Annotated in this window: 26 protein-coding genes and 1 other annotated feature; of the genes, 13 read left to right on the plus strand and 13 right to left on the minus strand. The window is 62.5% G+C overall.

All coding sequences use genetic code 11. The annotated features are described in order from the left end of the window. Positions 1–164: 164 nt before the first annotated feature. From ppsR to L1P05_RS08730, 13 genes are all read left to right on the plus strand, one after another. Positions 165–986, plus strand: a complete 822-nt coding sequence (gene ppsR / locus L1P05_RS08670; RefSeq protein WP_015461523.1) for a posphoenolpyruvate synthetase regulatory kinase/phosphorylase PpsR — start codon at positions 165–167, stop codon at positions 984–986. 212 nt (positions 987–1198) lie between these two features. Then, positions 1199–2245: a 3-deoxy-7-phosphoheptulonate synthase gene (locus tag L1P05_RS08675; protein WP_012848632.1), complete on the plus strand. Its 1047-nt coding sequence runs from the start codon at positions 1199–1201 to the stop codon at positions 2243–2245. A 171-nt stretch (positions 2246–2416) separates the two neighbouring features. After that, on the plus strand, positions 2417–3817 hold the full coding sequence (gene hutW / locus L1P05_RS08680; RefSeq protein WP_012848633.1) for a heme anaerobic degradation radical SAM methyltransferase ChuW/HutW: 1401 nt from the start codon (positions 2417–2419) through the stop codon (positions 3815–3817). Continuing rightward, entirely contained in the window at positions 3807–4328 is a 522-nt protein-coding gene (gene hutX, locus L1P05_RS08685; RefSeq protein WP_012848634.1) for a heme utilization cystosolic carrier protein HutX, read from the plus strand. The genes hutW and hutX overlap by 11 nt, the downstream gene beginning before the upstream one ends. After that, positions 4325–4957, plus strand: a complete 633-nt coding sequence (locus tag L1P05_RS08690) for an NAD(P)H-binding protein (protein ID WP_012848635.1) — start codon at positions 4325–4327, stop codon at positions 4955–4957. Before hutX ends, L1P05_RS08690 begins: the two co-directional genes overlap by 4 nt. Before the next feature lie 34 nt (positions 4958–4991). Next, positions 4992–5222, plus strand: coding sequence for a hemin uptake protein HemP (gene hemP / locus L1P05_RS08695; protein ID WP_012848636.1), 231 nt, complete (start codon positions 4992–4994; stop codon positions 5220–5222). A 111-nt stretch (positions 5223–5333) separates the two neighbouring features. Further along, positions 5334–7331 carry a TonB-dependent hemoglobin/transferrin/lactoferrin family receptor gene (locus L1P05_RS08700; RefSeq protein WP_012848637.1) on the plus strand — a complete coding sequence of 666 codons (1998 nt, stop codon included), beginning with the start codon at positions 5334–5336 and terminating at the stop codon, positions 7329–7331. A 66-nt stretch (positions 7332–7397) separates the two neighbouring features. Beyond that, positions 7398–8435, plus strand: coding sequence for a hemin-degrading factor (locus tag L1P05_RS08705; RefSeq protein ID WP_012848638.1), 1038 nt, complete (start codon positions 7398–7400; stop codon positions 8433–8435). Then, a complete protein-coding gene (locus tag L1P05_RS08710) occupies positions 8435–9265 on the plus strand; it encodes a heme/hemin ABC transporter substrate-binding protein (protein WP_012848639.1) in 831 nt (276 codons plus the stop codon). The genes L1P05_RS08705 and L1P05_RS08710 overlap by 1 nt, the downstream gene beginning before the upstream one ends. Beyond that, positions 9262–10263: a FecCD family ABC transporter permease gene (locus tag L1P05_RS08715; RefSeq protein ID WP_012848640.1), complete on the plus strand. Its 1002-nt coding sequence runs from the start codon at positions 9262–9264 to the stop codon at positions 10261–10263. Before L1P05_RS08710 ends, L1P05_RS08715 begins: the two co-directional genes overlap by 4 nt. Further along, complete coding sequence (locus L1P05_RS08720; protein ID WP_012848641.1) at positions 10253–11035, plus strand: heme ABC transporter ATP-binding protein; 783 nt, start codon at positions 10253–10255, stop codon at positions 11033–11035. The genes L1P05_RS08715 and L1P05_RS08720 overlap by 11 nt, the downstream gene beginning before the upstream one ends. A 234-nt stretch (positions 11036–11269) precedes the next feature. After that, on the plus strand, positions 11270–12664 hold the full coding sequence (locus L1P05_RS08725) for a purine-cytosine permease family protein (protein ID WP_012848642.1): 1395 nt from the start codon (positions 11270–11272) through the stop codon (positions 12662–12664). Then, complete coding sequence (locus L1P05_RS08730) at positions 12661–13602, plus strand: PfkB family carbohydrate kinase (protein ID WP_012848643.1); 942 nt, start codon at positions 12661–12663, stop codon at positions 13600–13602. Before L1P05_RS08725 ends, L1P05_RS08730 begins: the two co-directional genes overlap by 4 nt. Positions 13603–13608: 6 nt before the next feature. Here L1P05_RS08730 and L1P05_RS08735 read toward each other — a convergent pair whose 3' ends face one another. From L1P05_RS08735 to thrS, 13 genes are all read right to left on the minus strand, one after another. Continuing rightward, positions 13609–14622, minus strand: a complete 1014-nt coding sequence (locus L1P05_RS08735; RefSeq protein ID WP_012848644.1) for a lipoate--protein ligase — start codon at positions 14620–14622, stop codon at positions 13609–13611. 74 nt (positions 14623–14696) lie between these two features. Further along, positions 14697–15185: an NlpC/P60 family protein gene (locus tag L1P05_RS08740; RefSeq protein ID WP_045474762.1), complete on the minus strand. Its 489-nt coding sequence runs from the start codon at positions 15183–15185 to the stop codon at positions 14697–14699. A gap of 143 nt (positions 15186–15328) precedes the next feature. Continuing rightward, a complete protein-coding gene (btuD, locus tag L1P05_RS08745; protein ID WP_012848646.1) occupies positions 15329–16096 on the minus strand; it encodes a vitamin B12 ABC transporter ATP-binding protein BtuD in 768 nt (255 codons plus the stop codon). Next, positions 16086–17120, minus strand: a complete 1035-nt coding sequence (gene btuC / locus L1P05_RS08750) for a vitamin B12 ABC transporter permease BtuC (protein WP_012848647.1) — start codon at positions 17118–17120, stop codon at positions 16086–16088. Before btuC ends, btuD begins: the two co-directional genes overlap by 11 nt. Further along, the gene (dsrB, locus tag L1P05_RS08755) at positions 17101–17304 is read right to left on the minus strand and encodes a protein DsrB (RefSeq protein WP_012848648.1); all 204 of its coding nucleotides are present in this window, start codon (positions 17302–17304) and stop codon (positions 17101–17103) included. Before dsrB ends, btuC begins: the two co-directional genes overlap by 20 nt. Before the next feature lie 89 nt (positions 17305–17393). Continuing rightward, on the minus strand, positions 17394–17690 hold the full coding sequence (gene ihfA / locus L1P05_RS08760) for an integration host factor subunit alpha (protein ID WP_005285818.1): 297 nt from the start codon (positions 17688–17690) through the stop codon (positions 17394–17396). A gap of 4 nt (positions 17691–17694) precedes the next feature. Beyond that, positions 17695–20082: a phenylalanine--tRNA ligase subunit beta gene (gene pheT / locus L1P05_RS08765; protein ID WP_012848649.1), complete on the minus strand. Its 2388-nt coding sequence runs from the start codon at positions 20080–20082 to the stop codon at positions 17695–17697. A 14-nt stretch (positions 20083–20096) separates the two neighbouring features. Then, entirely contained in the window at positions 20097–21080 is a 984-nt protein-coding gene (gene pheS / locus L1P05_RS08770; protein WP_012848650.1) for a phenylalanine--tRNA ligase subunit alpha, read from the minus strand. Positions 21081–21189: 109 nt separating this feature from the next. Beyond that, positions 21190–21315: a sequence feature (Phe leader region), on the minus strand. Then, positions 21266–21310 (minus strand): pheST operon leader peptide PheM, encoded by a 45-nt coding sequence (pheM, locus tag L1P05_RS08775; RefSeq protein WP_106120997.1) that lies wholly within the window; start codon positions 21308–21310, stop codon positions 21266–21268. (Overlaps the previous feature by 45 nt.) Before the next feature lie 157 nt (positions 21316–21472). After that, positions 21473–21829, minus strand: coding sequence for a 50S ribosomal protein L20 (gene rplT, locus L1P05_RS08780; protein ID WP_015461533.1), 357 nt, complete (start codon positions 21827–21829; stop codon positions 21473–21475). A gap of 43 nt (positions 21830–21872) precedes the next feature. Further along, positions 21873–22070, minus strand: coding sequence for a 50S ribosomal protein L35 (gene rpmI / locus L1P05_RS08785; RefSeq protein WP_005293643.1), 198 nt, complete (start codon positions 22068–22070; stop codon positions 21873–21875). A gap of 96 nt (positions 22071–22166) precedes the next feature. Then, on the minus strand, positions 22167–22709 hold the full coding sequence (gene infC / locus L1P05_RS08790) for a translation initiation factor IF-3 (RefSeq protein WP_034163363.1): 543 nt from the start codon (positions 22707–22709) through the stop codon (positions 22167–22169). Positions 22710–22712: 3 nt separating this feature from the next. Next, a complete protein-coding gene (gene thrS, locus L1P05_RS08795; RefSeq protein WP_012848653.1) occupies positions 22713–24641 on the minus strand; it encodes a threonine--tRNA ligase in 1929 nt (642 codons plus the stop codon). Positions 24642–24856 lie beyond the last annotated feature (215 nt).

Raw genomic sequence — 24856 nt, forward strand, 5'->3', positions numbered from 1 at the left:
TGGGACGCTTCGGCGGCAGAGTAGCTACAGCATATTGAAAGCAAAGACTTTCCTGACCACTCTTCAATTAACTGTAGTCTTAAAAATACATTCGTGCTATTTATCAGCCGGGCAGCGACGCACCGCGGTCGCGGTGGTCCTGCCCCCATCAACAGGAGGAGAGCATGAAGAGAAGCGTGTTCTATATTTCCGACGGAACGGCCATTACCGCAGAGGTGCTAGGGCACGCCGTGCTGTCGCAGTTTGCGCTGGACGCCACCAGCTATACCCTGCCCTTTGTCGAAACCGAAGAGCGAGCGGAGACCGTACGGCAGCAAATCAACGCCATCTATCAGCACAGCGGCGATCGCCCGCTGGTGTTTTACTCTATCGTCTCGCCGCGCATCCGCACGATTATCGAAAGCAGCGAGGGTTTCTGCCAGGACATCGTCCGCGCGCTGGTGTCGCCGCTGCAGGCGGAGCTGGGTATCCAGCCGGTGCACGTCGCCAACCTGACCCATGGCCTGACGGCCCATAATCTGAACCGCTACGATGCGCGTATCGCCGCGGTTGACTACACTCTGGCCCACGACGACGGTATCTCGCTGCGCAACCTGGAGCGCGCCCAGGTTATTCTGCTGGGGGTCTCACGCTGCGGTAAAACCCCCACCAGCCTGTATCTGGCGATGCAGTTTGGTATCTTTGCGGCCAATTATCCGTTCACCGCCGACGACATGGACAACCTGCAGCTGCCCCCCGCGCTGCGTGAACACCAGGACAAGCTGTTTGGCCTGACCATCAACCCCGAGCGACTGGCGGCGATCCGCGAGGGACGCCGGGAAAACAGCCGCTACGCATCCCTGCGCCAGTGCCGTCTGGAGCTGGGTGAGGTCGAAGCGCTCTACCGTAAACACCAGATCCGCTACCTCAACACCACCAACCACTCCGTCGAAGAGATCGCCGCCAAAATCATCGATACCCTGGGGCTCAATCGCCGCATGTATTGAGATGGCGCCTGCCCCTGTCGCCGCATCCCTGCGCCGCGGGGCGGGCAAAAAAGGCGCTTATTGTGCGACATGACGCATGTACTAGTAAGAAAGTACATCAACTGCTCACAAAAGCAGCGACGCTCTATTGATTTGTCCGGTAATTGCTTTATCGTGATCCCCATCACTTCCCGGTACTCCTGCCGTTGAGAAGACCAGCTTTAGAGATAGCCATGCACAAAACCGATGAACTGCGTACTGCGCGCATCGATACATTGATTTCGCCCGCAGAACTGGCGCAGCAACTGCCTATCGATCCGTCGGTGGCAGAGCACGTGACAACGTCACGAAAACGAATTGAACGCATCCTTCAGGGCGATGATCCCCGCCTGTTGGTCATCATTGGTCCCTGCTCCATCCACGATACGGCGGCGGCGCTGGATTACGCCCAGCGCCTGGCCCCCCTGTGCCAGCGCTATCGGGATCGTCTGGAGATCGTGATGCGCACCTATTTTGAAAAGCCGCGCACCGTTATCGGCTGGAAAGGGCTGATCTCCGACCCGGATCTGAACGGCGCCTGCCGCGTCAACCACGGCATCCGCCTGGCCCGAGAGCTGCTGCTGCGGGTCAATCAGCTGGGGGTGCCGACCGCAACAGAATTTTTAGATATGGTGACCGGGCAATATATTGCCGATCTGATCAGCTGGGGCGCCATCGGTGCGCGTACCACGGAGAGTCAGATCCACCGCGAGATGGCCTCGGCGCTCTCCTGTCCGGTCGGTTTTAAAAACGGCACCGACGGCAGCACCCGCATCGCCATCGACGCCATCCGCGCCGCCCGCGCCAGCCATATGTTCCTGTCGCCGGATAAAGATGGCCGGATGACCATTTACCAGACCAGCGGCAACCCGTTTGGCCATATCATCATGCGCGGCGGCAAGGTGCCCAACTACCACCCGGCCGACGTGGAGCAGACCTGCCAACAGCTGCGCCAGTACGACCTGCCGCCCTACCTGATCGTCGACGCCAGCCACGGCAACAGCCAAAAGCAGCACCGCAGGCAGCTTAACGTCGCCGAGGCGGTCGCCAGCCAGATCCGCGCCGGCTCCCGCAATATTGTCGGGATCATGGCGGAGAGCTTCATCGCCGAGGGGGCACAGAAAAATCTGCCCGGACAGGCGCTGATCTACGGGCAATCGATCACCGACCCCTGCCTGGGCTGGGAGGACAGCGAACGGCTACTCGCGCAGCTGGCCGATGCGGTCGGCAGCCGCCTCTGACCCCGATCGGGACGCACGCCCGCGGTGTCCCGACATCCCCTTATCCCCCGCATTTTATCTTTTTGTGCCCTTTCGCTTGATCCAGATCATGAACAATTCGCATTACCATTGATCGAATGATAACTATTATCATTCAATGCCGCGCAGATCAGGTATTAACGGAGAGTTACCATGACGCTGGACATTACCCCCTATCTGGCCGCGGCCGAGGGCATTCCCTTCCCCGAACGCTGGGCCACCATGCCCTGGCGCCATCAGCAGCCTCTGCCCGCCGACGCCCTGGCGCAGGGCTGGCAGCACCTATGCCAACGCACCCTGCCGCCCAATAAGCGCCTGGTCTATGTGCATATCCCCTTTTGCGCCACCCACTGTACCTTCTGTGGTTTTTATCAAAACCGTTTCAGCGAGCAGGCCGTTGCTCGCTACTGCGACTACCTGCAGCGCGAAATCGCCCTGGAGAGCGCCCTGCCGCTGCAGCAGTCGGCGCCCATCCACGCCATCTATCTGGGCGGCGGAACCCCCAGCGCCCTGAGCGCTGAACAGCTGTATCGCCTGATTACTCAGCTGCGCAGCGCGCTGCCGCTGGCCGCCGACGGCGAAATCACCGTCGAAGGACGCGTGCTGAACTTTGACGATGCGCGCATCGACGCCTGTCTGGCGGCCGGCGCCAACCGTTTCTCCATCGGCATTCAGACCTTTGATACTCGTCTACGCCAGCGTATGGGGCGGCGGGCCGATCGCGATCGGGCCATCGCCTTTCTGCGGGCGCTGGCCGAGCGCGACCGGGCGGCGGTGATCTGCGATCTGATGTTTGGCCTGCCGGGGCAGACCGCGCGGGAGTGGCAAAACGATCTGGACATCGTCAATGATTTACCGCTGGACGGCGTCGATCTCTACGCGCTCAATCTGCTGCCCTCGACGCCGCTGGCCAAGGCCGTCGCCAACGCCCGTACCCGCGTCGCCGACGCCGCAGAACGCCAGTCATTCTACCTGCATGCGCTCGATGAGCTGGATAAGCGGGGCTGGCGCCAGCTCAGCAACAGCCACTGGGCACGCACCACCCGCGAGCGCAATCTGTATAACCTGCTGATCAAGCAGGGGGCGGACTGTCTGGCCTTCGGCAGTGGCGCCGGCGGCCACCTGGATGGCCAGTCCTATATGCTGCAGCGCTCCCTGGAGGCCTACTATCAACGGCTGGACGCCGCGGAAAAGCCGCTGATGATGCTGAGCGCGCCCGCGCCGCAGCACCGCTGGCGCCTGGCGCTGCAGGGCGGTATCGAAACCGGGCGGCTGGATCTCGCCACCCTGCTCGACGATCCTACGCCGCTGCTGCCGCTGCTGCCGCTGCTGCCGCTGCTGCTGCAGTGGCAATCCTGCGATTTGCTACGCCTGCGGGATCACTGCCTCACGCTGACGCCGCGCGGGCGTTTTTGGGCCAGCAATCTGCTGCAGGCCCTGCAGCAGCTGTTGGCTCAGCTGTTGACCCCCTTGCAGGCAACCCCCCTTAGCGCTGGTGCACACGCCGCGCACGCCCCCCATCACACACACTCGGAGAGACACCATGCATCCTGAACATCAGCCACGCATTGCCGAACTGGACGCCTTTCTATCCACGGCGCCGACGGATACCGTTGAAGCGATCGCCCAGCGCTTCGCGCTCTCGGCGCTGGACGTTCTGCGTCACCTGCCGCAGGTCACCCTGTGCGACGGCAACGCCTTTGATCGGGTTTGGCAAACCCTGACCGGCTGGGGCGATGTCACCACGCTTATCAACAACCCCGATTTAATTCTGGAGTTTCATGGCCCGCTGCCCGGCGGCGCCCACCGACACGGCTTTTTCAACCTGCGCGGCAAAGGCGGCCTGAGCGGCCACATCCGGGCTCAGCGCTGCCGACACATTGCACTGGTTGAGCGTCCCTTCATGGGGATGGAGACCGCCAGCGTGTGGTTTATCAACCCTGAAGGACAGGCCATGCTGAAAGTGTTCGTCGGCCGGGATGAGCAGCGCCGCCTGCGGGAAGAGCCCCTGGCCGCGTTCCGCGCCCTGGCCCAAACGCTGTCCACCGCAGGCGCGCGCGCATGACGCCGTGGATCCTGTTTGGCGCCGGACAGGGCGCCGGCCTGGCGTTGGCCCAGCGGGCGGCGGGCCATCGCCCGCTGTATGCCCTGGTGCGTAAAGAGGCCCAGGCCCAGCGCCTGCGCGACCTCGGCGTCCAGGTCACGCTGGGCGATGCCTGCGATACACAGGCGCTGCAGGCGCTATATCGCCAGGCGGGGGCGCACAGCGCGATCCTCTCCACCCTGGGCGGCGGCGGTCATGACTATCTCGCCCACCGGGCCATTATCGATTGCGCCGTTGAGCAGGGGATCGCCCGGATGCTGTTAGTGACATCGCTGGGCTGCGGGGAGAGCTGGCCATTGCTGTCGCCGCGCGCCCGCGCTGCCTTCGGCCACGCGGTGCGGGAAAAGAGCCTGGCGGAGTGCTGGCTGCAGAGCAGCGGTATGGACTTTTGCATTCTGCGCCCCGGCGGGTTGCTGGATGGCGAAGCCAGCGGGCAAGCCACGCTGCACCGGACGCCGCGCCACGGTCTGGTGCGCCGCGCCGATCTGGCGCAGTGGATGTACCGCCTGATGGAAATGCCGCAGGCCTGGGGACAGATCCACACGCTGGTAGACCGCCATCTGACGCCGCCCGAGCGCCCCGTGCGCTAAAAACTGCTTGCCGTCGCCGGCGTCTTATACGATAATGATTATCATTAAGATGAAGAGCAGAATTTTATCCTACGTACTCACTATGGAAAAAGCGACCCCCGATTCACCACGTACCAGACTGACGCAAGAGCGTACTGCGCCGCCGGGCAGTACCATCGCCAGTCACACCCTGCTCGGTCAGGAAGGCCGGGTGACAATTACCCACCAGGGAGAGCACTACCAGCTACGCCAGACCCGATCGGGCAAACTGATCCTGACCAAATAGATACCATAACGCCCTAATACCGTTTTGCCAGCCACCCAGTCCGCCGCATACCCGCGGTGCGGCAAGGCAGCCAGCAGTCCCAATGCCATACTACATTTGGAGTGTTGAGCCATGCCTACGCTTTTTAGCCCTGCCCTACGTCCGCTTACCCTGGCCATCGGCGCCATCGTGTTGACCCCCTCCCTGCTGCAGGCCGCGGAGAGCAGCGACCGCGTGACCGTTATCGCCACCGGGAACCAGCGCGACAGCTTCAGCGCCCCGATGATGGTCACCGTCATCGACCAGCAGGACCCGGTGGCCGCCAGCGCGGCATCCGCGCCGGAAATGCTGCGTAATGTCCCGGGGCTCAGCCTGAGCGGCGTCGGCCGCAGCAATGGCCAGGACATCACGCTGCGCGGCTACGATAACCGCGGCGTTCTGGTCCTGGTCGATGGCGTACGCCAGGGAACCGACACCGGTCACCTGAACGGAACATTTCTCGATCCGGCGCTGATCAAGCGAGTCGAGGTGGTACGCGGCCCCGGCGCCCTGCTGTATGGCAACGGCGCGCTGGGCGGCGTGATCGCCTACCAGACCGTCGATGCCGCCGACCTGCTGCTGGCGGGGAAAAACAGCGGCTACCGCGTATTTGCCAGCGGCGGCACCCAAGATCACAGCCTGGGCCTGGGCGCCAGCGCCTATGCCCGCAGCGATACGCTGGATGGACTGATCTCCTTTAGCACCCGCCAGCGCGGCGATCTGCGTCTTGGCGAGGGGGAAAGCGCCGCCAACCGCGAAACCATCGGCAACCTGTTGGCCAAAGGCACCTGGCTCATCGACGATGCTCAATCGCTGCGTGCCAGCCTTCGCTATTACGACAACGCCGCCCGTGAGCCCAAAAATCCGCAGGATATCCAGGCCAGCGCCAACAACGTCATGACCCGCCGCGATACTCTCCAACGCGATCTGCAGCTGGAGTACCGCCTCAAACCGAGGGAGAATACCTGGCTGGATGCCAGCCTGCGGCCTTACTACTCCGATGTCCGGATTACCGCCAACCCGCAGGGAGAAAGCGCTGAAAGCCGAACCCAGCGCACCCTGGGACTTCGGCTGGAAAACCGCAGTCGCCTATGGCACGACGGCCCCGCCGCCCATCTGGTGACCTACGGCAGCGAAGCCTACGGCCAAAGCCAGCGCCCGGGCGGCGGCGCCAGCGCCTATCCCCAGGCGGACATCCGCTTTGCCTCGGGCTGGCTGCAGGATGAGATAACCCTGCGCGATCTGCCCGTTAGCCTGGTGGCTGGCACCCGCTACGATAACTACCGAGCCCACAACGACAGCTATGGCGATATCAACGCGGACAAATGGTCGTCCCGGGCGGCCGTTACCGTGACCCCGGCCGACTGGCTGATGCTGTTTACCAGCTACGCCCAGGCCTTCCGGGCGCCGACCATCGGAGAGATCTACAACGATGCCCGCCACTTTTCCATCGGGCCCTTTGTCAACTACTGGCGCCCCAACCCCAACCTGCGCCCGGAGAGCAACACCACCCAAGAGGCCGGCTTTGGGTTACGCTTCGACGATCTGCTGGCCGAGGGCGACAGCCTGCAGTTCAAGTCCAGCTACTTCGGCACCCGTGCCAAGAACTATATCGACACGCAGGTGGTCAACGACTTTGCCAAGCGCCAGTTCTATACCACCTCGATCAACGTTGACGATGTCAAACTGTGGGGCTGGGACGTCGCGCTGAACTACCGCAGCGATCGGTTTAGCTGGGAATCGGCCTATAACCGCACCCGCGGCAAAAACAGCCAAAGCGGCGACTGGATTGCCAACGGAACGCCGGACACCCTCAGCAACCGGCTGGATATTCCGCTGGCCCACAGCGGCTTCTCCGTCGGCTGGGTCGGCACCTTTGCCGCCGCCTTCCACACCAACGACAGCCGGACACAGCCGCAGGCTGGCTATGGCGTCAATGACTTCTATGTCAGCTACCGCACCCCGGCCCTGGGCAATCAGTTCAGCGCCACCACCGTCCTGAGCAATGCGTTTGACAAGGCCTACTACGCGCCGAACGGCGCGCTGCAGGATGGCCGCGGCGCCCGTCTGCTGCTCAGCTACCAGTGGTAACGCTATTTTTACCCCGGGGCGTTAGCGCGCCCCGTTTTCACCTGCACAATAAAAAAGGATCTTTGCATGAGCCATGACCTGTATACCCGCTACCTGAACGCCCGCCAAGCGCACCCGCGCGCCTATGCCCGCGATCTGGCGCAGATATTAGGCGTCAGCGAGGGCGAGTTGACCCGGGCCCGCGTCGGCCACGACGCAGTCCGCCTGCACGTTGACGCCGCGGCCCTGCTGACGGCCTGCGCCGCGCTGGGCGAGGTTAACGCCATCACCCGCAACGAGTATGCCGTACATGAGCATCTGGGGCGCTATGACAACGCGCACCTGAGCGGCCACAGCGGGCTTATTCTCAATCCGCGGGCGCTGGATCTGCGTCTGTTTTTACAGCACTGGCACGCCGCCTTCGCCCTGCGTGAGCAGAGCGCGCGCGGCGAGCGCTTTAGCCTGCAGTGCTTTGACTCACAGGGCGACGCCGTACATAAAATCTACGCCACTCAGGCGAGCGATATGGCGGCCTGGCACGCGCTGGTTTCCCGCTTCACCGGCGACGAGAATCCGGCCTTCCCCGGGCTCTCCGCGCGCCCTCCTGTCGCCGCGCCGGCGCTGGACGCCGCCGCGCTGGAGCGCGAGTGGCGCGCCATGACCGATGTACACCAGTTTTTCCCGCTGCTGCAGCGCCATGGCGTCAGCCGCCAGCAGGCCTTTGCCGCCGTCGCCGATGATCTCGCCTGCCGGGTAGACAACGCCGCGCTGCAGCAGATCCTGACCCAGGCGCAGCGGTGCCAGAATGAGATCATGATCTTCGTCGGTAACCGTGGCTGCGTACAGATCTTCACCGGTGAAATCGCCAAGCTGACCCCGCAGGATCAATGGCTCAACGTCTTTAATCCGCGCTTTACCCTGCACCTGTTCGCCCCGGCTATCGCGGAGAGCTGGATCACCCGTAAACCGACCCGCGATGGGATGGTCAGCAGCCTGGAGCTGTTCGCCGCCGACGGCACCCAGATAGCCCAGCTGTTCGGGCAGCGTACCGAAGGAGAGGCGGAGCAGACACAGTGGCGCGAGCAGCTGGCGGCCCTGACCCCGCAGGTGAAGGAGCCGGCATAATGACCAGAATCACCTCGGCAATACTGCTGCTGGCGCTGTGCAGCGTCGGCGCCCGGGCCGGTGAGCGGCTTATCACCCTCGGCGGTGACGTGACGGAGATCGTGTTTGCCCTGGGGGCGGGCGACCAGGTCGTCGCCCGGGACAGCACCAGCACCCAGCCTGCCGCCGCCGCCGCACTGCCTGACGTCGGCTACATGCGCCAGCTCAACGCAGAGGGTATCCTCGCCCTGAAACCGACCCGGGTGCTCGCCAGCGATCAGGCCCAGCCGGCCATCGCGCTGTCACAGATAAGCGAGGTGGGCGTCACCGTGGTACCGGTGACCAGCGTCAACCGCCTGGACGCCGTCGACGACAAAATCCACCGGCTGGCCAGCGCGCTGGGGCGCGAAGCGCAGGGACAGGCGCTGATCGAGGACTACCGGCGGCGCCTGGCCGCCATTCCGCGATCGCCCCTCAATACCCGGGTGCTGTTTATCCTTAGCCACAGCGGTATGACGCCGATGGCCGCCGGCGGCCAGACCGCCGCTGACGCCATCATTCGCGCCGCCGGGGGCCAGAACGCCATGCAGGGCTTTAACCGCTACCGGCCGCTCTCCCAGGAGGGGGTCATCGCCGCCCAGCCGGATCTGATCCTGATCAGCCACGATGGCGCCAAGGCGCTGGGGGGACCCGCGCGGGTATGGGCGCTGCCTGGAATGGCGCAAACGCCGGCGGCGCGCGAAAAGCGGGTTCTGGTGCTGGATGACATGGCGCTGCTGGGCTTTACCCTCGGCACACCGGATGCGCTGGCCGCCCTGCGTAGCGCGGCCGAGCAGGCGCAGCGACCATGATCCGTCGCTCACCGCGCCTGACGCTGGGGCTGCTGCTGGGTCTATTGATGTTGACCACCCTGGTCGCCGCTCACCTGGGCGCACTGCGCCTGTCGCCCGTCGCGCTGCTGCGCGACGGCGATCCCCTTCAGTGGCAGATCTGGCTCAACATCCGCCTGCCGCGGGTGCTGCTGGCGGTGGTTATCGGCATTGCGCTGGCCGTCTCCGGCACCGTTATGCAGGGGCTGTTCCGCAACCCGCTGGCCGATCCCGCCCTGCTGGGGATCAGCAGCGGCGCGGCGCTGTGCGTGGCGCTGACCATCGTGCTCCCGCTGGCGCTCTCGCCGCTGCTGGCGCTGTATGCCCAAATGCTGGCGGCGTTTGGCGGTAGCCTGGCCATTTCGCTGCTGATTTATCTATTAAGCCGCGGCGCATCGGTGACACTGTCACGATTGCTGCTCGCCGGGATCGCCATTAACGCCCTCTGCTTTGCCCTGGTCGGGGTACTGAGCTACCTGAGCGACGATCAGCAGCTGCGTCAGTTCACCCTGTGGAGCATGGGAACCCTGTCGCGCAGCGAATGGCACACGCTGGGCGCCAGCGCCCTGCTGATCCTGCCGGCCAGCCTGTTCGCGCTCACGCTGGCCCAGCGCCTGAACCTGCTGCAGCTGGGCGATGAAGAGGCCCACTACCTTGGGCTCGACGTGGCGCGCACCAAGCGCCAGCTCTTGCTGCTCAGCGCCGTACTGGTCGGCAGCGCGGTGGCCGTCAGCGGCGTCATCGGCTTTATTGGCCTGGTGGTTCCCCACCTGTTTCGCCTGCGGCTCGGCGCCGATCACCGCTGGCTACTGCCCTGCGCGGCGCTGGGCGGCGCCTGCCTGCTGCTGCTGGCCGATACCCTGGCCCGCACCCTGGCGGCCCCGGCGGAAATGCCGGTCGGCATGCTGACCAGCCTCCTGGGCGGCCCCTATTTTCTCTGGCTGATACTGCGCTACCGGGAGGTAAGTCATGGTCAATAACCCTACGCTGCAGGCCGAGCGACTCACCTACAGCGATCATGGCCGGACGCTGATCCGCCAGGTGTCACTGACCCTACCCTGCGCCGAGCTGGTGGTCATTATCGGCCCCAACGGGGCGGGAAAATCGACCCTGATGCGCCTGCTGGCGGGCTATTTACGCCCGGACAGCGGGCGCTGCACCCTGCTGGGGAAGGATCTGGCCGCGTGGCCTGCGCAGCAGCTGGCGCAGCGACGGGCGGTGATGCGCCAGCACAGCGCGCTGGCCTTTCCCTTTAGCGTACGCGAGGTGATCGCCATGGGGCGCGCGCCCTGCCCCGAGGGACAGCAGCAGGCGCTGCAGGCGGTGATGCAGCAGAGCGGCTGCCTGGCGCTGGCGGATCGCGACTATCGCACGCTCTCCGGCGGCGAGCAGCAGCGGGTACAGCTGGCGCGGGCGCTGGCCCAGCTGTGGCATCCCAACCCCCAGCCGCGCTGGCTGTTTCTCGACGAGCCGACCTCTGCACTCGATCTGTTTCATCAGCAGCACCTGCTGCGCCTGCTGCACGGGATGACCCGCTGCGAGCCGCTCTCGGTCTGCTGTATCCTGCACGATCTCAATCTGGCTGCCCTGTATGCCGATCGCATCCTGCTATTACACCAGGGGGCGCTGGTCGCCAGCGGAACGCCGGAGCAGGTGCTGGACCCGGCGCTGCTGTCACACTGGTATCGGGCCGATCTGACGGCGGGGCGCCATCCTGAAAGCGGCGATCCCCAGATCCACCTGCGACGCTGAGTCAAGACAACCGTTTCTCCTGTCGGCGGGCGCTGTCCCGCCCTTTTCTCCGCAATAACACATCAGCATGGCTTATCTATAACGGTTTTATATTGGCATCCTATTGGTGTGCCAGTAGACTGTGCGCGAATGGATTTCCCCCCTCCCGTGCGCGGCGCCGTCGTATGGCAGGGGATGATGCGACCCGCCACGGTGTAAGCAGCATGAGCCAATGACAAAGGAGTGAATTGTAGAATGAGTGAAACCAACGCCAACCCAGCCTGGCAGGTAGAGAATATCGGTATCGATCGGGTTCCCGAGCCGGCGTGCCGCAGTACCCCCAGCGAACTGTTCTGGATCTGGTCTGCCGCCAATATCGGTATTTTGGGCGTGGTCTACGGCGCGATCATCGTCAGCTTTGGCCTCTCCTTTGTACAGGCGATACTGGCCGCCCTGCTCGGGGTGATGAGTTTCTGCCTGGTCGGCTACTTCAGCTTTGCCGGTAAACGCGGCCGCACCTCTACCCTGACCCTCTCCCGAGCCATCTTCGGCATCCGCGGTAACATCGCCCCCACCCTGTTCAGCTGGATCAACCTGATGGGCTGGGAGGCGGTCAATATCATCACCGGGACCCTGACCCTGGCCGCGCTGCTGCAGGCCTGCGGCGTGCCGGGCGGACACGGTCTCACCCTGGTGTGCCTGGTGCTGTTTGCCGGCCTGGCCATCGCCGTCAGCCTGCTGGGTCAGACGGCCGTCGCCGCCATCCAACGCTGGTTTACCCGCATCTTCGGCACCATGACCCTGATCGTGGTCGGCTATATCCTGTTTACCACCCCCTGGCAGGCCGTACTGGCGATGCCCTCCGGCAGCTGGCTAACCGCCTTCCTGCCGGCCGTGTCGGTGATCGCCGCCGGCACCGGTATCAGCTGGGCTATCGCCGGCGCCGACTACAGCCGCTATCAGTCCGCCAAGAGCAAAGAGAGCCACATCTTCGCCGCCGTCACCGGTGGCGCCGCGCTGCCCCTGTGCCTGCTGATGCTGGCCGGGATCCTGCTCTCAGCCCGCCTGCCCGATCTGGCCGCGGCAGAAAACCCCATCGCCCTGATAGGCTCAGTGCTGCCGCGCTGGATGTCCATCCCCTATCTGCTGGCCGCCACGGCGGGCATCGTGACCATCGCCGTGCTCAGCCTCTACTCCGCCAGCCTGAACCTGTTGACCATCGGGGTTAAGATCCGCCAGATCTGGGCGGTAACGCTCGATGCCGCCATCGTACTGGGCATCGCCCTGTACATTCTGTTCGTCGCCGGCGACTTTATGGGGCCCTTCGTCTCCTTCCTGCTGTGCTGCGGCGTCTTCCTGGCCGCCTGGGAAGCGATCTTCCTGGTCGATTATGTCTGCCTGCGTCGCCATCAAGGCTACAGCGACAGCCAGCTGTTCGATCTGCGCGGCAGCAACGCCGGCGTACGCGTCGGTCCGCTGCTGTGCTGGCTGCTCGGCGCGCTGTGCGGGCTGATGGTGACCCGCACCGGCTTTATCGACGGCCCGCTGGCCATCGGCGTCTTCGCCGACTCCAGCCTGGGGCTGTTCGTCGCCTTCCTGATCAGCCTGTTTAGCTACGCCCTGCTGGTCGGCATGAGGAAAAAAGCATGACAACGACGCAAACGCCGCGCCCGGTCGCCGTCATCGGCGGCGCCGTCGGCGATCTGATCCTCAACCTGCCGCGTCTGCCGCGGCGGGGAGAGGACGTAGAAGCCGGCGAAGGCGGGCGAACCATCGGCGGCTGTGCCTTCAACGTGGCGCGGGCGCTGTGCCGCCTGGAGATCCCGGTCATCAACGGGATGCCGGTCGGCAACGGCCCCTGGGGTGCGCTGGCGGAGCAGGCCATGACCGCGCTGGCGCTGCCGGTGCTGCTGCGTCACCCGCAGCAGGATAACGGCTGGTGCCTGGCCTGCGTTGAGGCCGACGGAGAGCGCACGTTTATCAGCGTCAGCGGCTGCGAGGCGCAGTGGTCTGCGCCACAGCTGGCGCAGATAGCGCTGCCCGCCGGGGCGCTGGTTTATCTCAGCGGCTATGAGCTGGCGGGAAGCGGGGGCCAGGCGCTGTGCGAATGGATGTATGCCCTGCCGTCCGGCTGCACCCTGTTGCTGGATCCCGGGCCGCGCCTGCCCCATCTACCAAAGACGCTGTGGCAGCGGCTCCCCGCGGGCAGCATACTGACCCTTAACCGCGATGAGGTGACGCAGCTGTGCGGCGAAGGCGATCCGGTGGTAGCCGCCGCGGCGTTTGCCGTCCAGCGCGGGATCCATCTGATCTGCCGCCTCGACGCCCACGGCGCCTGGCTGTGCGCCAGCGATGGTCGCCAGCGGCACCTGCCCGCCTACCCGATAACGGTAGCCGATACCATTGGCGCCGGGGATGCCCACTGCGGCGGCGTGCTGGCGGGGCTCGCCCTCGGCCTGCCCCTGGAGGAGGCCATCGACCTCGGCAATCAGGTCGCCGCCTGCGTAGTCAGCCAGCCGGGGCCCGACGGCGCACCGACCCGCGCGCAGCTGAAGGCCCGCTTTCCCCTGGCGCGCACGCGCCTATAGCCGACCTTAGGCCAGCTGGCGGCGCAGCCATGCCGCCAGCTGCGGCATCATCATCCCTGTCGCATCCTGCCCCCCCAGAGCCAGCGCCCGCTGGGCTACCGCCTCCCCCTGGTAGGGGCAACCCGCCAGCGCGACGGCCAGCGCCTCAAGCGGCGCCGGCGTCAACGCATCGCTAAACAGACGGGCGCGAACGATCGTCCCCCGCGTCACCTCGCAGTGCAGCTCCACGCCGCCCCAGTCAAAGCGCGTCTCCATCACATGGCTGAAGTCGGGCGCCTGACCATAGTTCCACTCCCAGCTGCTCTGGCGCTGAAACTGCTGTGCAAAGCCGGGCAGATCCGGGAGATGCTGCGGCGAAATATGCTGCGGCGCGACCCGCTGCCCGTAATGGGCAAAAAAGGCCTCGCCGATGGCATCGCACAAACGCGCATGATCGATGTCCGCGACCCACTCCGACAGATTGGCGACGCGCGCGCGCACCGAGGCAATGCCCTTGGCCTGCAGCTTCTTTACGTCGGGGTTCAGGTAATTGGCCAGGCGGCCCAGATCGGCATTCAGCAGCAGGGTGCCGTGATGAAAACCGCGATCCAGGGTTTCGCGGTAGGCCGAACCGGAAATTTTGCGCCTTCCCTGCGGGGTGTCCAGCTCCAGATCGTTGCGGCCGCTGGCCTGAGCATCAATTCCCAGCGCGGCCAGCGCAGCCAGAATGATGCCCGTGGAGACCTGCTTATCATAGCCGGGCTTACCGGCCATAAAAGTAAAACAGCTGTTGCCCAGATCGTGGAAGACCGCCCCGCCGCCGCTGCTGCGCCGCGCCAACTTAACGCCGTCCTGCGCCATGCGCCGGGTATTACACTCGCGCCAGGGGTTCTGCGCGCGGCCAATCACCACCGTATCGGCATTGCGCCACAGGAACAAGACCCGCTGCGCGGGATCCATCTGGCGGAAGATGCACTCCTCCACCGCCAGGTTGAACCAGGGATCGTGAGAATCGGAGATAAAAAGCGATAACGGCGTCATAACTATGCCCTTTTACTGAGCCAAAGCCATGATGATAGCACCGCTAACGCGCGGATAAGAGCCCGCCGCTGAGGCTATAGGCGCCGGGCCTGCCAGTAGACATTACGCCAGTAGACGTTGCCCAGCGACGAGCGCGTTACTCCCTGCGAGGTCGACGCGTGGATGAATGTGTCATTGGTATCATAGATGCCGACGTGCAGCCCGCTGTCACCGCGCCCGGTGCGGAAAAACACCAGATCGCCGGGCAACAGATCGTCCCGCGAGACCCGGGTTCCCAGCGCAGTTTGCTCCTGCGTCGTCCGCGGCAGCTGAATGGCAAAACGATCGCGGAAGGTGCGGTACACAAAGCCGGAGCAGTCGACACCGCTGCGCTCCATCCCGCCGTAGCGGTACGGCGCACCATGCCACTGCTGCAGCTGATCATTGAGCTGCGCGACCACCACTATCGAGTCGGCCAGGCGGCCGGATGGCGGCGGCGCCCGGTGTTTGCTGCTACATCCCGCCAGAATCAGTGCGACGGTACACAATGCGCAATAGCGGTATACGGATGCCAATCGTCTCATCTTCCCTATGCCCCTATCATACCCGGGCTCGCCTTGTAGAGCCGCGCGGGCAACCCCCATGAGTTAGCGTTATTTGCCGCGCGACGTTGCGCGCGGCCTCGTCAACACATAACGGCAAAATACGCGTCAAGGTCAAGTTTTTTTTAGCCATTTTGATAATAGAGCCAGTCGCGATCGCCGCCGTGAATGCGGCGAAAGGGAACGTCAAACAGCCGGCTCAGCGTCTCCACCTGCATCACCGCCCGCGCGTCTCCCTGCGCTATCATCTGCCCCTGGCTGAGCATCCACACCGTATCGGCATGGTACAGCGTGTGGTTGAGATCGTGCGCGCTGGCGATCACCGTGATCCCGGCCGCGCACAGCTCACCGAGCAGGCTGTCCAATGCGGCCTGCTGGCGGATATCCAGGCTGCTCATCGGCTCATCCAGCAGCAGCAGGCGCCCTTCCGGGTTTACGGTCGGCCAGATCTGCAGCAGCACCGCCGCCAGTCGCACCCGCTGCCACTCGCCGCCGGACAAATGGCTCAGCGGACGGCTCAGCTTATCGCTGAGGCCTAGGCGCCCACTGAGCGACGCCAGTGCGCCGTCCAGCGCCGCGGCGTCCGCGTGGCGCGGCGCGTGCAGCGCCAGGTAGGCAAACACCGGCATCAGGGCGTTCGGCATCTGCTGCTGCACTAGACAGGCGCGCCGCCGCGCCTGCGCCGTGGGCGACTGCCGCAGCAGCGACTGCCCCGCCAGCCACACCTCGCCCTCTCCGCTCACTAAGCCGGCCAGCCGCAGCAACAGCGAACTTTTCCCCGCGCCGTTGGGGCCAATCACGTGCACCAGCGCCCCGCGGGCGACGCTGGCATCAACAGCGTCCAGCCGCCCCGGCACCGTCAGCCCGGCGATGCGCAGCAGACTACCGCCCATCGATACCTCCCGCCGATCGTCGCAGCAGCATCCAGATAAACAGCGGCGCCCCCAGCGATGAGGTCACCACCCCGATCGGCAACTCGGCAGAAAACAGCGCAATCCGCGCCACGACGTCCGCCAGCAGCAGCATCGCGGCACCCGCCAGCGCGCAGCCCGGCAGTAGCATTCTATGCTGGGTAATGCCCCACAGACGCAGCATATGGGGCACCACCAGGCCGACAAAGCCGATCACGCCGGCCAGCGCGACGCTCACCCCGACCAGCCAGCCAATAGCCAGCACCAGCAGGCTCCGCCAGTGGGTCATTCCCAGCCCCAGTTGACAGGCGGGAAGCTCCCCCAGCGCCATCAGATTGAGAATATCACCGCGCGTGAGCAGCCACAGCAGCACCGGCAGCAGCGCGGCCACCAGCCACCCCTGACGCCAATCGACGCCGCTGAAGCCGCCCATCAGCCAGTAGAGCAGCTGGCGCAGATCCAGGCTGCTGCTAAAGTAGACCGCCCAGGTCATGGCGGCGCTGCAGGCGATCCCCAGCGCTACGCCGATCAGTAGCAGCCGGGCGTTGTTTACCCGCCCCCGGCGGGCAAACAGCATTAGCAGCAGCGTGATCGTCAGCGCGCCGACGATGGCCAGCGCGCTGAGCAGCCACATCGGCATCAGGCTCTGCCCCAGCAGCACCGCGATCACCAGGGCCACGCCGGCGCCGTTAGAGACCCCCAGCAGCCCCGGTTCGGCCAGGGTATTGTCAAACAGCGCCTGCATCACTGCCCCGCTGACCGCCAGCGCCGCGCCAACCGCCATCACCGCCAGCATCCGCGGCAGACGCAGCTGCCCGACAAACAGCTGCCCGTCGGGGGTGAACCACTGCGTTGGCCACAGCCAGATATCCCCGGCGCTCAGCCCCAGCATCAGCGCCGCCAGCAGCAGCAGCGCCAGCAGTATCAGGCGCCGACGATCGCGCCGCCGCTGACGCTGAAGCAGTCCGCTGAAGGCGGGCGCCGCATCAGGCTGACGCGGCGTCATCATACGGCTCGACGAAGATACCCTGCGCACAGCCGGCCTCATTGAAGAACCAGATGCCCTGGGGATAGTCATCCAGGGCGACCAAATACATGGTGCCTTCGCTGAAGGTCTCCAGCGCCAAAATGCGCCCGATACGACGCGGACCGCCGTCCGTTTTAACACTAACCCGATCGTTTACCTGCATAGTTAATGCCTCACTCTTGCGCCCGCAAAAGCGCTGAACAACACAAGAAAAAGGCCACCCAAGGGCGGCCTTTTGTCCTGTCTGCCTGATTAATCCTTGGGTGTCGCGTTCTCGACCCGGCTCTTTAACTTCTGCCCCGGACGGAATGTCACAACACGGCGCGCCGTAATCGGGATATCTTCCCCGGTTTTCGGGTTGCGCCCCGGCCTCTGGTTCTTGTCGCGCAGATCAAAGTTGCCGAAACCGGACAGCTTGACCTGCTCGCCATTTTCCAGCGCGCGGCGTATCTCTTCGAAAAACAGCTCGACGAGGTCTTTGGCGTCCCGTTTGCTCAGCCCAAGCTTTTCAAACAGGTGTTCAGACATTTCAGCTTTTGTAAGCGCCATAGATTCAATCCCTCAAGGATGCTTGGAATCGCTGTTTTAACGCCTCTACGCATTTTGCGACGGTAGCGGCAATTTCCTCTTCTTCCAGTGTACGCGTGGTGTCTTGCAACACCAGACTGATCGCGAGGCTCTTATAACCCTCGGCAACACCCTTACCACAATACACGTCAAATAAGTTTACGCCAACTACCTGATTTGCGCCAACTTTCTTACATTCAGCCAAAACATCTTCCGCCGGCACATTTTCAGCCACCACAACCGCGATATCACGGCGGTTTGCCGGGTAGCGAGAGATCTCGCGCGCCTGCGGGATCAGACGCTCTGCCAGGGCATTCCAGCACACCTCAAACACCACGGTACGGCCGTTGAGATCCAGCTTGCGCTCCAGCTCCGGATGCACCACGCCAATGAAACCAATGCGTTCGCCGTGCAGATACAGCGCGGCGCTCTGCCCCGGATGCAGAGCATCGTGGGCTTCGGCGCGGAACTGCACCGCATCCAGTTTACCGGTCAGCTCCAGCACCGCTTCCAGATCGCCCTTCAGATCGTAGAAATCGACGACCTGACGCTCGATGCCCCAGTGCTCCTCCTCGCGATGACCGGCGATCACCCCAGCCAGCATCACGTCCTGGCGGATCCCCAGATTCGCGCTCTCGTCCGGAACAAAGCGCAGGCCGCTTTCAAACAGACGCACCCGTGACTGCTGGCGATTCTGGTTATAGACCACGGCGCCCAGCAGACCGGTCCACAGCGACAGGCGCATGGCGGACATATCGACGGAGATCGGGTTCGGCAGGATCAGCGGCGACGTCTGCGGGTGCAGCAGCGCCTGAACTTTAGGATCGACAAAGCTGTAGGTGATGGCTTCCTGATAGCCGCGATCGACTAGCAGCGTCTTGACCCGCTTCAGGGGCAGATTCGCCTCACGGTGCGCGGTCATCACCAGATCGGCGCGCAGCGGCACATCCGGAATGTTGTTATAGCCGTAGACACGCGCCACCTCTTCGATCAGATCTTCTTCGATGGCCATATCAAAACGCCAGCTCGGCGCGACAGCCTGCCACCCGCCGTCCACGGCCGTGACCTGGCAGCCCAGACGCTGCAGAATATCCAGCACCTGCGCGTCATCGATATGATGGCCGATCAGACGATCCAGTTTGCTGCGCTGCAGCGTAATGTTGGCCGGCTGCGGCAGGTAGGCATCGTTGGTCACATCGATAACCGGACCGGCCTGGCCGCCGCACAGCGCCAGCAGCAGCTCGGTCGCACGCTCCATGGCACGCTGCTGCAGCTGCGGATCGACGCCGCGCTCATAGCGGTGCGACGCGTCGGTGTGCAGCCCATAGCGACGGGCGCGGCCGGTAATCGCCAGCGGGTTGAAATAGGCGCACTCCAGCAGCACGTCGCGGGTTTCCGCGTTAACGCCGGAGTGCTCGCCGCCGAAAATGCCGCCCAGCGCCAGCGCCTGCTGATGGTCGGCGATGACCAGCGTATCGCTGCTCAGCGTCGCCTGGCTGCCGTCCAGCAGCGTCAGGGTCTCCCCTTCACGGGCCATACGCACCACGATACCGTCCTGCAGACGGCTGAGATCGAAGGCGTGCATCGGCTGCCCCAGCTCCATCAGAACGTAGTTGGTCACGTCCACCACCGGATCGATGGAGCGAATGCCGCAGCGACGCAGCTTTTCGCTCATCCACAGCGGCGTTTTCGCCGTTACGTCGATGCCGCGCACCACCCGGCCAAGGTAGCGCGGGCAGGCTTCCGGCGCCTCAACGGCGATCGGGAAACGGTCATCGATGCTGGCCGCTACCGGCGCCGTCTGCGGCATATTCAGCGGCAGGCGGTTAAGCACCGCGACATCGCGGGCAACGCCCAGAATACCGAGGCAGTCGGCACGGTTAGGGGTCACGCTGATTTCGATCGCGTGGTCATCCAGCTGCAAATATTCCCGCAGATCGCAGCCGATCGGCGCATCCTGTGCCAGTTCGATGATGCCGCTGTGATCCTCACAGATGCCCAGCTCGGAGAAAGAGCACAGCATCCCTTCGGAGGGTTCGCCGCGCAGCTTAGCCGCTTTGATTTTGAAATCGCCCGGCAGAACGGCGCCGATGGTAGCCACGGCCACGCGCAGCCCCTGACGGCAGTTCGGCGCGCCGCAGACGATATCCAGCAGACGCTCGCCGCCGACGTTGACCTTAGTGACCCGCAGCTTATCGGCATTGGGGTGTTGATGGCACTCGACCACCTCACCGACCACCACGCCGTGGAAAGCGCCGGCAACCGGCTCTACGCCGTCCACTTCCAGGCCGGCCATGGTAATTTGTTCGGACAATGCATCGCTGCTGATGGCAGGGTTTACCCACTCGCGCAACCAAAGTTCACTGAATTTCATGTGTTAATCCTGCCTTATTTGAACTGTTTGAGGAAACGCAGATCGTTTTCGAAAAATGCGCGCAAGTCCGTGACACCGTAACGCAGCATCGTCAGTCGCTCCATGCCCATCCCGAAGGCAAAGCCAGAGTAGACCTGCGGATCGATGCCGACGTTGCGCAGCACGCTGGGGTGCACCATGCCGCAGCCCAGCACCTCCAGCCACTTGCCGTTTTTCCCCATCACATCCACCTCGGCAGAGGGTTCGGTAAACGGGAAGTAGGAGGGGCGAAAACGGATCTGCAGATCCTGCTCAAAGAAGTTGCGCAGGAAGTCGTGCAGCGTCCCCTTCAGGTTGGTAAAGCTGATATCTTTATCCACGATCAGCCCTTCCATTTGATGGAACATCGGGGTATGGGTCTGATCGTAGTCGTTGCGGTAGACGCGACCCGGCGCGATGATGCGGATCGGCGGCTCCTGCTGCTGCATGGTTCGGATCTGTACGCCGGAGGTCTGGGTGCGCAGCAGACGGGTCGCATCGAACCAGAAGGTATCGTGGTCGGCGCGCGCCGGGTGATGGGCCGGAATGTTCAGCGCATCAAAGTTATGGTAGTCGTCCTCGATCTCCGGCCCGGTAGCAACGGCAAAGCCCAGCTCGGAGAAAAAGGATTCAATGCGTTCGATGGTGCGCGTAACCGGGTGCAGGCCACCGTTTTCCATCCGCCGACCCGGCAGGGAGACATCGATGGTCTCCTGCGCGAGGCGGGCATTCAGCGCCGCCGACTCCAGCGCCGCCTTACGGGCGTTCAGGGCCTCCTGAACCTCCTGCTTGGCCTGGTTGATGACCGCCCCGGCCGCCGGACGCTCTTCTGCCGGCAGATCGCGCAGTGACGTCATTTGCAGCGTTAAATGACCCTTCTTACCCAGAAACTCGACGCGTACGCTATCCAGCGCGGCGACGTCCTGGGCACTCTCTACGGCTGCCTTCGCCTGGGCAACCAACTCGGCGAGATGTGACATGACTTTCCTCTTCTTCCGGCCAGTATGGCCCGATGGTCGATGTTGAGCGATGACGGCTCATCGTACTACGGCGCGCCGCTTCGCACGCCGCGCAACGCGCGGCGATAATAAAAAAAAAGCCTCCACGAGGGAGGCTTTTGGCGCTATTTTCCGTTTCTTTTCTTATGCGCAAAGCCTCCTGACGATCAGGCGCTAAAGTAAAAAAAGAAACGGAAAATAGCAGCGTTCATGCTTGCGTTACCTTGAACATTCAGAACGTATTGAAATCTCTGTCTATTGAAAGATCCAGCGCGGAGAATGTCAATAAATTATCGCTAGCCCTGCGCAGTTCTGGCGAACAATGCTTCAGGCTCAAAAGTAAAAGAGGGAGCAAGCTCCCTCTTTCATCTGACTTACGCCAGAGCCGCTTTCGCTTTTTCAACCAGGGCGGTGAACGCCACTTTGTCGAATACAGCGATGTCGGCCAGGATCTTACGGTCGATTTCAACAGAAGCCTTTTTCAGGCCATTGATGAAACGGCTGTAAGAAATGCCATTCTGACGGGCAGCAGCGTTGATACGTGCGATCCACAGCTGACGGAACTGACGCTTACGCTGACGACGGTCACGGTAAGCATACTGGCCTGCTTTGATCACTGCCTGGAAGGCAACACGATATACGCGCGAACGGGCACCGTAGTAACCTTTCGCCTGCTTCAATACTTTCTTGTGACGTGCACGTGCAATCACACCACGTTTTACGCGAGCCATATGCTCTCTCCTAAAGTCTTATTCTTGATTCAAAAAAAATTACTTATGCGTACGGCAGGCACGCTACAACCAGACCCAGATCGCCTTTGGAGACCTGAGACTTCGGACGCAGGTGACGCTTACGCTTGGTAGATTTTTTGGTCAGAATATGACGCAGGTTAGCATGTTTACGCTTGAAACCACCACCGGCGGTTTTCTTAAAGCGCTTGGCCGCGCCACGCACAGTTTTAATCTTAGGCATTTCGATTTCCACTTCGCATTGTTAATTACAACGAATCAGTGAGGCGAACGGTTCTACGGTCGGAAAACCGAACCGCAGAACCCTTACTTGAGAGCCTTACTGTTTCTTCTTGGGAGCGAGCACCATGATCATCTGACGGCCTTCGATCTTCGACGGGAAGGACTCGACCACTGCCAGTTCACTCAGATCGTTCTTGACGCGGTTAAGCACTTCAATACCGATCTGTTGGTGCGCCATTTCACGACCGCGAAAACGCAGCGTGATCTTGGCTTTATCGCCATCTTCCAGAAAGCGAACCAGGCTGCGGAGTTTTACCTGGTAGTCGCCATCATCGGTGCCAGGACGGAATTTGATTTCCTTGATCTGGACAACTTTCTGTTTTTTCTTCTGCTCTTTGCTAGCCTTACTCTTCTCATAGAGGAATTTGCCGTAATCCATGATACGACAAACCGGCGGTTCAGCGTTGGGGCTGATTTCGACCAGGTCGACGCCAGCTTCCTCGGCCTTCTCAAGAGCTTCTCTCAGACTGACAATACCAATCTGCTCGCCATCCACACCTGTCAAGCGAACCTCTTGGGCGCGAATTTCCCCGTTAATACGATTAGGACGCGCCGTTTGAACTCGTTTTCCGCCTTTAATACCTTATTCCTCCAACTGATGAAGACTACGGCTGCGAATCTCTTGCTGCAGCTTCTCGATTACGTCGTCAATGCTAATTACGCCCAGGTCTTTACCACGGCGTGTACGCACTGCCACTTTGCCGGCTTCGACTTCTTTGTCACCGCAAACCAACATGTAAGGGACGCGACGTAAAGTATGTTCGCGAATTTTAAAGCCAATCTTCTCGTTTCTCAAGTCTGATTTTGCGCGAATACCGGCGGCCTGCAGTTTTTTGCTCAATTCTTCGACATATTCAGCCTGAGAATCGGTGATATTCATCACTACGGCCTGTACCGGCGCCAGCCACGTTGGGAAAAAGCCGGCAAACTCTTCGGTCAGAATACCGATAAAGCGCTCCATGGACCCCAGGATGGCGCGGTGGATCATCACCGGCACTACGCGTTCGTTGTTTTCGCCAACGTAAGAGGCGCTCAAGCGACCCGGAAGAGAGAAGTCGAGCTGCACGGTACCACACTGCCAGGCGCGATCCAAGCAATCATGCAGCGTAAACTCGATCTTCGGCCCGTAGAAGGCGCCCTCACCCGGCTGATATTCAAACGGAATCCCGTTCTCCTGCAGCGCTGCGGCCAGGTCCTCTTCCGCGCGATCCCAGATTTCATCGCTACCGATGCGCTTCTCCGGACGGGTTGACAGTTTCACCACGATTTTCTCAAAGCCGAAGGTGCTGTACATGTCGTACACCATCTTAATGCAGCTGTTGACCTCGTCGCGGATCTGCTCTTCGGTACAGAAAATGTGCGCATCGTCCTGGGTAAAGCCGCGGACGCGCATCAGGCCGTGCAGGGAGCCTGACGGCTCGTTGCGGTGGCAGCTGCCAAACTCGGCCATGCGCAGCGGCAGATCGCGGTAGGACTTCAGCCCCTGGTTGAAGATCTGCACGTGACCCGGGCAGTTCATCGGCTTGATGCAGTATTCACGGTTCTCTGATGAGGTGGTGAACATCGCATCCTTGTAGTTTTCCCAGTGGCCGGTTTTCTCCCACAGCACGCGGTCCATCATGAACGGACCCTTCACTTCCTGGTACTGGTACTCTTTCAGCTTCATGCGCACAAACGCTTCCAGCTCGCGGAAGATGGTCCAGCCGTCGTTGTGCCAGAACACCATGCCCGGCGCCTCTTCCTGCATATGGTACAGGTCGAGCTGCTTACCGATCTTGCGGTGGTCACGCTTGGCCGCCTCTTCCAGACGCTGCAGGTAGGCGTTCAGCTGCTTCTTGTCTGCCCAGGCGGTACCGTAGATGCGCTGCAGCATCTTGTTATCGCTGTCGCCGCGCCAGTAGGCGCCAGAGGACTTCTGCAGCTTGAAGTGGTGGCAGAAGCGCATGTTCGGCACGTGCGGACCGCGGCACATATCGACATACTCTTCATGATGATACAGGCCGGGGCGATCGTCGTGACTGATGTTCTCATCGAGGATCGCCACTTTGTACGGCTCATCGCGGGCGACAAAAGCGTCACGCGCCTCTTGCCAGCTGACTTTTCTCTTGATGACGTCGTAGTCTTTTTCCGCCAGCTCATGCATACGCTTGTCCAGGCGATCGAGATCTTCCTGGGTCAGCGTGTGATCTAAATCGACGTCATAGTAGAAGCCGTTGTCGATCACCGGGCCGATGGCCATTTTCGTTTGCGGCCACAGCTGCTTGATAGCATGTCCCAGCAAATGGGCGCAGGAGTGACGCAGAATGTCTACCCCTTCCTGATCCTTGGCGGTAATGATGGCGACCGTTGCGTCGGCATCGATGAGATCGCAGGCGTCGACCAGCTCACCGTTGACGCGGCCGGCGATGCAGGCTTTTGCCAGACCCGGGCCGATATCGCGGGCGATGTCCATGACAGAAACGGGATGGTCGAAATGACGCTGACTGCCGTCAGGAAGCGTAATAACAGGCATTTGAATTCCTTATCTACAGTGGTGACCCACACGACAGGTCACATATAGAAAAAAGTTTTGTTGAGTTTCAAGGATTGTCGGTGCGTTCCTGCTCTACTTAGCAAGACGCGTACGCTGCGTCATCAACGACGCTACGGATAACACAGCGGACTAACACCGCACCGGGCAATATTACCCCCCTGCGGCCGCAATTGCCAACCGCAATCCCGGCCGCG

Origin of the sequence: Edwardsiella piscicida (assembly GCF_021733145.1) — a bacterium.
In the GTDB taxonomy this organism is placed as follows: domain Bacteria; phylum Pseudomonadota; class Gammaproteobacteria; order Enterobacterales; family Enterobacteriaceae; genus Edwardsiella; species Edwardsiella piscicida.

Coding starts and splice junctions, on each gene's coding strand:
- ppsR (WP_015461523.1), top strand. CDS start 165: ATGAAGAGAAGCGTGTTCTATATTTCCGACGGAACGGCCATTACCGCA.
- L1P05_RS08675 (WP_012848632.1), top strand. CDS start 1,199: ATGCACAAAACCGATGAACTGCGTACTGCGCGCATCGATACATTGATT.
- hutW (WP_012848633.1), top strand. CDS start 2,417: ATGACGCTGGACATTACCCCCTATCTGGCCGCGGCCGAGGGCATTCCC.
- hutX (WP_012848634.1), top strand. CDS start 3,807: ATGCATCCTGAACATCAGCCACGCATTGCCGAACTGGACGCCTTTCTA.
- L1P05_RS08690 (WP_012848635.1), top strand. CDS start 4,325: ATGACGCCGTGGATCCTGTTTGGCGCCGGACAGGGCGCCGGCCTGGCG.
- hemP (WP_012848636.1), top strand. CDS start 4,992: ATGATTATCATTAAGATGAAGAGCAGAATTTTATCCTACGTACTCACT.
- L1P05_RS08700 (WP_012848637.1), top strand. CDS start 5,334: ATGCCTACGCTTTTTAGCCCTGCCCTACGTCCGCTTACCCTGGCCATC.
- L1P05_RS08705 (WP_012848638.1), top strand. CDS start 7,398: ATGAGCCATGACCTGTATACCCGCTACCTGAACGCCCGCCAAGCGCAC.
- L1P05_RS08710 (WP_012848639.1), top strand. CDS start 8,435: ATGACCAGAATCACCTCGGCAATACTGCTGCTGGCGCTGTGCAGCGTC.
- L1P05_RS08715 (WP_012848640.1), top strand. CDS start 9,262: ATGATCCGTCGCTCACCGCGCCTGACGCTGGGGCTGCTGCTGGGTCTA.
- L1P05_RS08720 (WP_012848641.1), top strand. CDS start 10,253: ATGGTCAATAACCCTACGCTGCAGGCCGAGCGACTCACCTACAGCGAT.
- L1P05_RS08725 (WP_012848642.1), top strand. CDS start 11,270: ATGAGTGAAACCAACGCCAACCCAGCCTGGCAGGTAGAGAATATCGGT.
- L1P05_RS08730 (WP_012848643.1), top strand. CDS start 12,661: ATGACAACGACGCAAACGCCGCGCCCGGTCGCCGTCATCGGCGGCGCC.
- L1P05_RS08735 (WP_012848644.1), bottom strand. CDS start 14,622: ATGACGCCGTTATCGCTTTTTATCTCCGATTCTCACGATCCCTGGTTC.
- L1P05_RS08740 (WP_045474762.1), bottom strand. CDS start 15,185: ATGAGACGATTGGCATCCGTATACCGCTATTGCGCATTGTGTACCGTC.
- btuD (WP_012848646.1), bottom strand. CDS start 16,096: ATGGGCGGTAGTCTGCTGCGCATCGCCGGGCTGACGGTGCCGGGGCGG.
- btuC (WP_012848647.1), bottom strand. CDS start 17,120: ATGACGCCGCGTCAGCCTGATGCGGCGCCCGCCTTCAGCGGACTGCTT.
- dsrB (WP_012848648.1), bottom strand. CDS start 17,304: ATGCAGGTAAACGATCGGGTTAGTGTTAAAACGGACGGCGGTCCGCGT.
- ihfA (WP_005285818.1), bottom strand. CDS start 17,690: ATGGCGCTTACAAAAGCTGAAATGTCTGAACACCTGTTTGAAAAGCTT.
- pheT (WP_012848649.1), bottom strand. CDS start 20,082: ATGAAATTCAGTGAACTTTGGTTGCGCGAGTGGGTAAACCCTGCCATC.
- pheS (WP_012848650.1), bottom strand. CDS start 21,080: ATGTCACATCTCGCCGAGTTGGTTGCCCAGGCGAAGGCAGCCGTAGAG.
- rplT (WP_015461533.1), bottom strand. CDS start 21,829: ATGGCTCGCGTAAAACGTGGTGTGATTGCACGTGCACGTCACAAGAAA.
- rpmI (WP_005293643.1), bottom strand. CDS start 22,070: ATGCCTAAGATTAAAACTGTGCGTGGCGCGGCCAAGCGCTTTAAGAAA.
- thrS (WP_012848653.1), bottom strand. CDS start 24,641: ATGCCTGTTATTACGCTTCCTGACGGCAGTCAGCGTCATTTCGACCAT.